Origin of the sequence: Actinomadura bangladeshensis, assembly GCF_004348335.1 — a bacterium.
Taxonomy (GTDB): Bacteria; Actinomycetota; Actinomycetes; order Streptosporangiales; family Streptosporangiaceae; genus Spirillospora; species Spirillospora bangladeshensis.
This window is the reverse complement of record NZ_SMJW01000092.1, coordinates 21,961-29,763: the sequence shown is the minus strand read 5'-3', so window position 1 is coordinate 29,763 and position 7,803 is coordinate 21,961. Positions and strand designations below refer to the sequence as shown.

Annotated in this window: 5 protein-coding genes; 3 read left to right on the top strand and 2 right to left on the bottom strand. The window is 74.3% G+C overall.

The features are described from left to right. The coding region (locus tag E1284_RS19285) for a hypothetical protein (protein ID WP_243714592.1) at positions 1 to 1,016 on the top strand (1,016 nt) is incomplete at its 5' end. Here the strand turns inward: E1284_RS19285 and malQ are convergent. Together malQ and E1284_RS19275 are read right to left on the bottom strand one after the other, a co-directional pair. After that, positions 997 to 2,997 (bottom strand): 4-alpha-glucanotransferase, encoded by a 2,001-nt coding sequence (gene malQ, locus E1284_RS19280; RefSeq protein ID WP_131940813.1) that lies wholly within the window; start codon positions 2,995 to 2,997, stop codon positions 997 to 999. The two genes, E1284_RS19285 and malQ, sit on opposite strands and share 20 nt — an antisense overlap. A 28-nt stretch (positions 2,998 to 3,025) precedes the next feature. After that, positions 3,026 to 4,450, bottom strand: coding sequence for an amidase (locus E1284_RS19275; protein ID WP_207923843.1), 1,425 nt, complete (start codon positions 4,448 to 4,450; stop codon positions 3,026 to 3,028). Between the two features lie 225 nt (positions 4,451 to 4,675). On the opposite strand from E1284_RS19275, the gene E1284_RS19270 reads away from it, so the two are divergent. Together E1284_RS19270 and ilvD are read left to right on the top strand one after the other, a co-directional pair. Next, positions 4,676 to 5,539 (top strand): nuclease-related domain-containing protein, encoded by an 864-nt coding sequence (locus E1284_RS19270; RefSeq protein ID WP_131940811.1) that lies wholly within the window; start codon positions 4,676 to 4,678, stop codon positions 5,537 to 5,539. A 323-nt stretch (positions 5,540 to 5,862) separates the two neighbouring features. Next, positions 5,863 to 7,725, top strand: a complete 1,863-nt coding sequence (ilvD, locus tag E1284_RS19265; RefSeq protein WP_131940809.1) for a dihydroxy-acid dehydratase — start codon at positions 5,863 to 5,865, stop codon at positions 7,723 to 7,725. Positions 7,726 to 7,803 lie beyond the last annotated feature (78 nt).

The following is a 7,803-nucleotide window of genomic DNA, read 5'->3' as shown; positions in this document are numbered from 1 at the left end:
GGTGGAGGCTGGAGGACGGTATGGAGACGGCGCACGACGTGCTGACGGCGCTCGCGCGCCGGTACGCGTTCGGCGACTTGGAGGCGCTGATCACGCAGGGCACGCTCGCCGCCGACGGCCGCTCGGCGGCGGTCGCGGCGCTGTGCGCGTTCGGGCAGCGCGTCCTCGACCTGGACGCCGAGGACTTCGGCATGCCGGAGGCCGCCGGCGAGGTCCCGCGCGACCTGCTCGACCGGGCCCGCGCCAGCCGCATGCCGCAGACGGCGCGCGAGCGCCCGCGCGGCGCCCTCGCGAGCCTGCGGCCCGCGTACGCGCTGCTGCTGGAGGTCATCGCGGTCCGCTGGTACCGGCGCGACATGGCCGCGCTGGTCGCCGCGGTCCACATCGCGAGCGAGTACCTGCCGATGCTCGCCTGGGAGCCCGTCCTCGGCCACGCCGGCGACCCGGCGCTGATCGGCGCGTCGGTGAGCGGCCCGGGCAGCCGGTTCGGCGTGCCCGTCGAGCCGGGCTCGGCGCGCATGTGCGACCACACGCGTCCGGAAAGGTCCGCCTGCGAGCGGACGCTCCGCGTCTCCAGGGAGCCGGGCCCCGGCTGGCGCGCCTACCTCGACCGGCAGCACAGCCAGGTCGCGTCCGCCCTGGGCGACTGCGCGGCACGCTGCCGCACGCCCTGCACGGTCGTGACCCGGCTGGACGACGCGGTCCGCGCCGACCTCACCGAGCGGTGCCGGCTCGCCGCCGACTTCACCGACGGCGCCCTGGTCAAGCTGCGCCACGCGGCGCCGGTCGGGCACGGGTTCGGCGTCCCGTCCCCGGAGGAGGTGCAGACGGCGTGGACGCGCGCCCGCAAGTCGCTCTCCCGCCACCCGCTCGGCCGCAAGGTTCTGGCGGACGCCGGCGACTCCTACCCGCTGCCCGGCCTGCCCGCGCTCTTCTCGGCGATCGCCGGCGCGCACCTGCGTCCGGACTCGCTGCTCCACGACGTGACGAAGCGGATCACCGCCACGCTGACCTGATCGCGTCCGGGAGGTCCTCCAGGAGGACGGGCGTCCCCGCGGAGTCGGCGAGGGGGACGCGCCAGTTGGGGTACTCGTCGACGGTGCCCGGCTGGTTCTGGGTGCGCCGCTCGCCGACGGCGTCGGCCAGGGAGATGCCCGACAGGCGGGCCGGAGTCCGGTCGAGGAACGCGTGCAGGGCGGCGACGATCTGGTCGTCGTAGGCGGTGGACCCTTCGGCCAGGGCCCGCATGACCTCGGCGGGCGAGGCGGGCAGCAGGGCCTCCTCGTGGAGGAGCGCCAGCCAGTCGCCGAGCCGGCGGCGGTGGTCGGCCTCCTCGTCCTCGCGGGGGCGGGTGAGCAGGCCCAGCCGGTCGCGGAGCGCGATGTGGTCGCCGTGGACGAAGCCGACGATGGGCGGCATGTCGTGCGTGCCGACCGTGGCCAGGGAGAGTTCCCGCCACTCGCCCGGCGGTTTCGGACGTCCCTCGGCGTCGCGTTCGAACCAGAGCAGGGACGTGCCGAGGATGCCGCGGTCGGACAGGCCGTCCCGGAGCTCGGGCTCGACGGTGCCGAGGTCCTCGCCGACCACGACGGCGCCGGCGCGCTCGGCCTCCCAGGCGAGGCAGCCGAGGAGCGCGTCCCGGTCGTAGCGGACGTAGGCGCCGTCGGCCGGCGAACCGCCCTCGGGCACCCACCACAGCCGCGACACCTGCATGGCGTGGTCGAGGCGCAGCCCGCCGCCGTGCCGGAACGCGGTCGCGAGCATCTCCCGGAACGGGAGGTAGGCGGCGCCGGCGAGGCGGTGCGGGTGCCAGGGCGGCTGGCCCCAGTCCTGGCCGCGCTGGTTGAACTCGTCCGGCGGCGCCCCGACGCTCATGCCGGGCGCGAACAGGTCCCGGTAGATCCAGGAGTCGGCGCTGCCGTGCGCGACCCCGACCGCGAGGTCGTGGACGATCCCGACCGGCATCCCCGCGTCCCGGGCCGCCCGCTGCGCGGCCGTCAGCTGGCCGTCCAGGCGCCACTGGAGCCAGGTGTGGAAGTCGACCCGGCCGGCGAGCCGGGCCGCCTCGGCGGCGACCGCGGCGCCTCCGGCGTCGTGGAGTCCGGCGGGCCAGCGGCGCCAGTCCGGGCCGTGCTTCTCGGTGAGCGCGCACCAGGTCGCGAACGCGGTCAGGGCCGTCCCCTCGCGGGCGCGGAACGCGTCGTAGTCGCGCTGCGCCTCGGTGCCGCGCGGGAGCCGGTGCAGGGGTTCGAGCGCCTGGAGCTTGGCCGTCCAGACCGCGTCCCGGTCGATGGTGCCGCCGGGGATGCGCAGCGGCTCGGCGAGCGCGGACAGCCGGTCGCGGTCCTCGGGCGGCAGCGCCGCGTACTCGGGGAGGTCCTCGACGCGCAGGTAGATCGGGGCGGCGAAGCGGCGGCTCATCGGCGAGTACGGGGACGGGCCGACCGGCGGGACGGGCTCGGCGGCGTGCAGCGGGTTGATCAGCGTGAACCCGGCTCCCAGCGCGCGGGCGCTCCAGGACGCGAGATCGGCCAGGTCGCGCAGGTCGCCGATCCCCCAGGACGCCCGGGACCGCACCGAGTACAGCTGCACGGTGAACCCCCGCAGCCGGTCGGGCACCGCCAGCCTGCGCGGGGCGACCAGCAGCGGCGCGCTCTCGGCGCCCGCGCGCAGCCGGTGCCAGCCAAGCGGAAGGTCCCCGGTCGCCCCGGTCGCGGGGGCGGTCCCGCCGGTCGCCAGCTCGATGCTCGCGTCCGGGTAACCGGGCAGGCCGTCGCCGCGGCGGACGACCACGACCGGCGGCAGCCCGCGCCGGGGGCCGTCGGCCCGCTCCAGCTCCGTCCTGACGGCGCTCGGCGTCGACGCGTCGACCCCGAGCGCCGCCAGGACGGCGGCGAGCGTGTCCGGCGTGACCGCCGCCTCCCGGCCGCGCCAGTCGGTGTAGCGGGTCGCGATCCCGTGCCGCCCGGCCAGCCTGATCAGTTCGTCGTCGCCCACGCCTGGAGCATGCCCGGCGCGGGCGGGCTCACGCCGTCCAGATCTCCGGCTTGCGGCCGCTCCACGGGCGGGCCTCCTCCAGCTGCGCGGACAGCGAGATGAGCGTGCCCTCGCCACCGAGCCGCCCGGCCAGCATGACCCCGATCGGCAGGCCATCGTCGTTCCAGTGCAGCGGGACGTTCACCGCCGGCTGCCCCGACACGTTGTAGACGGCGGTGAACGGGGTGAAGTGCGTCTGCCGCCGGAAGTTCTCCTCCGGCTCCTGGTCGTGGAAGTGGCCGATGGGCACGGGCGGCGAGGCGAGCGTCGGGTGCAGGATCGCGTCGAACTGGTCCGTGACGGGGAACGCGGCCCGCAGCGCGCCCTGCAGCGCGGCGTGCGCCTGCATCACCTGCGGCGCGGTGGTGGCGTTCCCGAGCCCGCGGAGCCAGCGGCTCAGCGGCTGCAGCAGGTGCTCGCTCTCCTCCGGGACGGGCGTCATCGTCGCCATCACGCCCCACAGCGTCGCGAAGTGCGGCAGCAGGTCGGCGCCGAGCACCTCCGGCAGGTCGACCACCTCGTGGCCCAGCTCCTCCAGCAGCGCCGACGCGGCCTCGTACGCGGCGACGCAGTCCGGGTGGACCTCCACGCCCGGCACGGGCGGCTGCATGCTCCGCGCGATGCGCAGCCGGCCCGGCGCCCGGTCGGCGTGGGCGAGGAACGTGCCGTCCACCGCCGGCGCCCGGTACAGGTCGCCGGGCATGTGGCCGGCCATCACGTCCAGCAGCAGCGCCGCGTCGCGGACGGTCCGGGCGATCGGCCCGTTGGTCGCCAGCCCGAACAGGTCGGGGATGATCGGGCCGGACGAGACCCGGCCGCGGGTCGGCTTGATCCCGAACAGCCCGCACGCGCTGCTCGGGATGCGGATCGAGCCGCCGCCGTCGCTGCCCTGCGCGACCGGCGCCAGCCCGGACGCGACCGCCGCCGCGGCGCCGCCGCTGGAACCGCCCGCCGACCTGGAGAGATCCCACGGCGTCCGGGCCGCGGGCGCGACGTCACTCTCGGTGTAGCAGGGCAGCCCGAACTCGGGCGTCGTCGTCTTGCCCAGCAGCACAGACCCCGCTTGCGCCAGCTTTGTCACCACATGGTCGTCGGCGAATCCGGTCAGTTCGGCGTAGGCGGCCGAGCCGAAGGTGATCCGGACCCCCTCGACCATGTTCAGGTCCTTGATCGGGACCGGGACGCCGTGCAGCGGCGGCAGCTCCGCCGGGTCCGCCGCGTCCAGCACCGCCTTCTCGGCCCGCCGCGCCTCCTCGCGGGCCCGCTCTGCGGTGACCGTCACATAGGCGCCCACCTGGGCGTTCAGCCGTTCGATGCGGTCCAGGTAGTGGTCGGTGAGCTCGACCGGGGAGAGGTCCCGGGCGCGGACGGCCGCCGCCATCCGGGTGGCGCTGAGGTCATGTGTTTGTGTCACGAACCGGAACGCTAGACGCCGTGTGCGCGGGCATCAAAGAGGGCAGGGACGATAGGGCGAGGAAAGGCGGAGAGTATCGCCTCACCCGCCCGTCGCGTAAGTTACTCACTGACCGGAGGGCGACAAAACTATTAACCCCCCATGACTAGTCGCCGACCGGCCGGATGATTACTCTGCGCACGGAGGATCATGCCCCCGATGGGAGAGGAATACGGAGCGTCACTCATGGCGATCACGGAGCGGGGCAACACGCAGGGAGCCAGGGGCCAGCCCCCGGCCGGGCACGAGGCGGAGGAGGCACGTACGGAGGAGACGCGTGAGCACCATCACCAGGCTCCGGTGAAGGAGAGCCCCGAGGGAGGCTCCGAGGAGCGCGCCACCGAGCGCACCGCCGCGGTGCTGCTCGACGATCCCCGGCTCCGCCGCTGGGCGTGGCGGGCCGGCGCGGCCGCCGTCGCCGGCGTCGCCGTCGCGGTCCTGTCCGGCTGGCGGCTCGGCATCGCCGTCGCGATCCTCGCGGTCGTCGGCGACGTGGTCCGCAGCTCGCGCAAGAGCTCGTCCGTCGCCGCCTGGCAGAAGTCGTCGGCCGCCGAGCGGCGCACCGAGCGGCAGCTGAAGGCCCTCCAGCGCAGCGGCTACCTCGTGCTGCACGCACGGGCCGTCCCGCGCGACGACGACGGTGTCAGCGACGGGCGGATCGACCACCTGGTGATCGGGCCGAGCGGCGTCTACGCCATCGACTCCGAGAAGTGGGACAAGCGCCTTCCGGTGCGCACCATGTCCCACATGAAGCTCTTCCACGGGCCCTTCAACAAGAAGGACCGGCTGGACGAGGCCCGGTGGGAGGCCCAGATGGCCAGCAGCATCCTCGCCGAGCGGGTCGGTTTCGAGGTGCCGGTGCAGCCGTCCGTGGCGATCTACGGGCCGTCCATCCCGTGGAAGGTCATGCGGGTGCGCGACGTCGACGTCTACGCGGGCAACCGGGCCCGCGCCTACCTGCGGCGCCGCCCGAAGATCCTCACCGACGCCGACGTCCGGCGCATCTTCCAGGCGGCGGAGAAGGCCCTGCCGCCGAAGTACCCCGACTGAGTCCGACCGACAGGCCGGCACGGCACAGGACCGACAGGGCCGAGGGCGGCCTGCTTCCCCCGGCCGCCCGCCCCACCAGGGCTCAACGGCGAGCCCCGCCGGGATCCCGCCGTGCCGGGACCGCCGCATACGCCGGGACCACCGCCCCACCGGGACGGCCGCGTCCCGGCTTTTCTCATGCCCGCCCGGCGGTTGGTAGCATCGGAGTCGTCACAGGCCGGCCCGCGCGCGACCTCCGCTGAGCCGGCGGCAGCGCCGCGATCCGCCGCTGCGGGCACGCTCCCAGAACTCGGCTCGGCACGTCACAGGTTGGAGAGGTCCCCATGCCACCGCTCAGGTCACGCACGGTCACGCACGGCAGGAACATGGCGGGCGCCCGCGCCCTCATGCGCGCCAGCGGCGTCGAACGCGAGGACTTCGGCAAGCCGATCGTCGCGGTGGCCAACAGCTTCACCCAGTTCGTGCCCGGCCACGTCCACCTGGACGAGGTCGGCAAGGTCGTCGCCGGCGCCGTCCGCGAGGCCGGCGGCGTGCCCCGCGAGTTCAACACGATCGCCGTCGACGACGGCATCGCGATGGGCCACGACGGCATGCTGTACTCGCTGCCGTCCCGCGAGATCATCGCCGACGCGATCGAGTACATGGTCAACGCGCACTGCGCCGACGCGCTCGTCTGCGTCTCCAACTGCGACAAGATCACTCCGGGCATGCTGCTGGCCGCGCTGCGGCTGAACATCCCGACCGTGTTCGTCTCCGGCGGCCCGATGGAGGCCGGCAAGCCGGTCGAGGGCGTCATGGGCGGCAACAAGCTCGACCTGATCGACCCGATCATCGCCTCGGCGGACGGCTCGATCGCCGAGGACAAGCTCCTCGAGATGGAGGAGAGCGCCTGCCCGACCTGCGGGTCCTGCTCCGGCATGTTCACCGCCAACTCGATGAACTGCCTCACCGAGGCGATCGGGCTGGCGCTGCCCGGCAACGGCACCGTCCTCGCCACCCACACCGCCCGCCGCCGCCTCTACGAGGACGCGGGCCGCACCGTCGTCGAGGTCGCCAAGCGCTACTACGACGGCGACGACGAGTCCGTCCTGCCGCTGAACATCGCCACCCGCGACGCGTTCGAGAACGCCATGGTGCTGGACGTCGCCATGGGCGGCTCCACCAACACGATCCTGCACCTGCTCGCCGCCGCGACCGAGGCCGGCGCCGACTTCGGGCTCTCCGACATCGACCAGGTGTCCCGCCGCGTCCCGTGCATCTGCAAGCTGGCCCCCGCGACCGGCAAGTACCACGTCGAGGACTGCCACCGCGCCGGCGGCATCCCCGCCCTGCTCGGCGAGCTGAACCGGGCCGGGCTGCTGAACAGCTCCGCCCACTCGATCCACTCCGCGTCGCTGGAGGAGTTCGTCGCCAAGTGGGACGTCCGCTCCCCCGACGTCCTGCCCGAGGCGGTCGAGCTGTTCCACGCGGCGCCCGGCGGCGTCCGCAGCACCTCGGCGTTCTCGCAGAGCGCCCGCTGGGAGACCCTCGACCTCGACCGCGAGAACGGCTGCATCCGCTCGGCCGAGCACGCCTACACCGCCGACGGCGGCCTCGCCGTCCTGCGCGGCAACATCGCCCCCGACGGCGCGATCGTGAAGACCGCCGGCGTCGAGGAGGAGCTGTGGACCTTCACCGGCCCCGCCGTCGTCTTCGAGTCGCAGGACGACGCCGTCGAGGGCATCCTCAGCGGCAGGGTCAAGGCCGGTGACGTCGTGGTGATCCGCTACGAGGGCCCGAAGGGCGGCCCCGGCATGCAGGAGATGCTGTACCCGACGAGCTTCCTCAAGGGCCGCGGGCTCGGCAAGGCGTGCGCGCTGATCACCGACGGCCGGTTCTCCGGCGGCACCTCGGGCCTGTCCATCGGGCACGCCTCCCCGGAGGCGGCGGGCGGCGGCATCATCGCCCTCGTCGAGGACGGCGACCCCATCGTGATCGACATCCCGAACCGCGTCCTCGAACTGGACGTCCCGGCCGACGAGCTGGAGATCCGCCGCGAGAAGCTGCTCGCCGACCTCGGCGGCTACCGCCCCCGCGACCGGCACCGCCCGGTCAGCGCCGCCCTCCGCGCGTACGCCGCGATGGCGACGTCCGCCTCCACCGGCGCGGCCCGCGACGTCTCCCAGGTGGAGCGCCTCAACGGCTGAGCGAACGGCATTACCCGGCGGGTAATCGCCTTGGTTCCCTCTCCCTGGGCAGAGTGGTGGTCGTCGGACGAACAGAGT

Bases quoted from the DNA above. Each gene is read 5' to 3' on its own strand.
- E1284_RS19270 (WP_131940811.1), top strand. From the start codon at position 4,676: ATGGCGATCACGGAGCGGGGCAACACGCAGGGAGCCAGGGGCCAGCCC.
- ilvD (WP_131940809.1), top strand. From the start codon at position 5,863: ATGCCACCGCTCAGGTCACGCACGGTCACGCACGGCAGGAACATGGCG.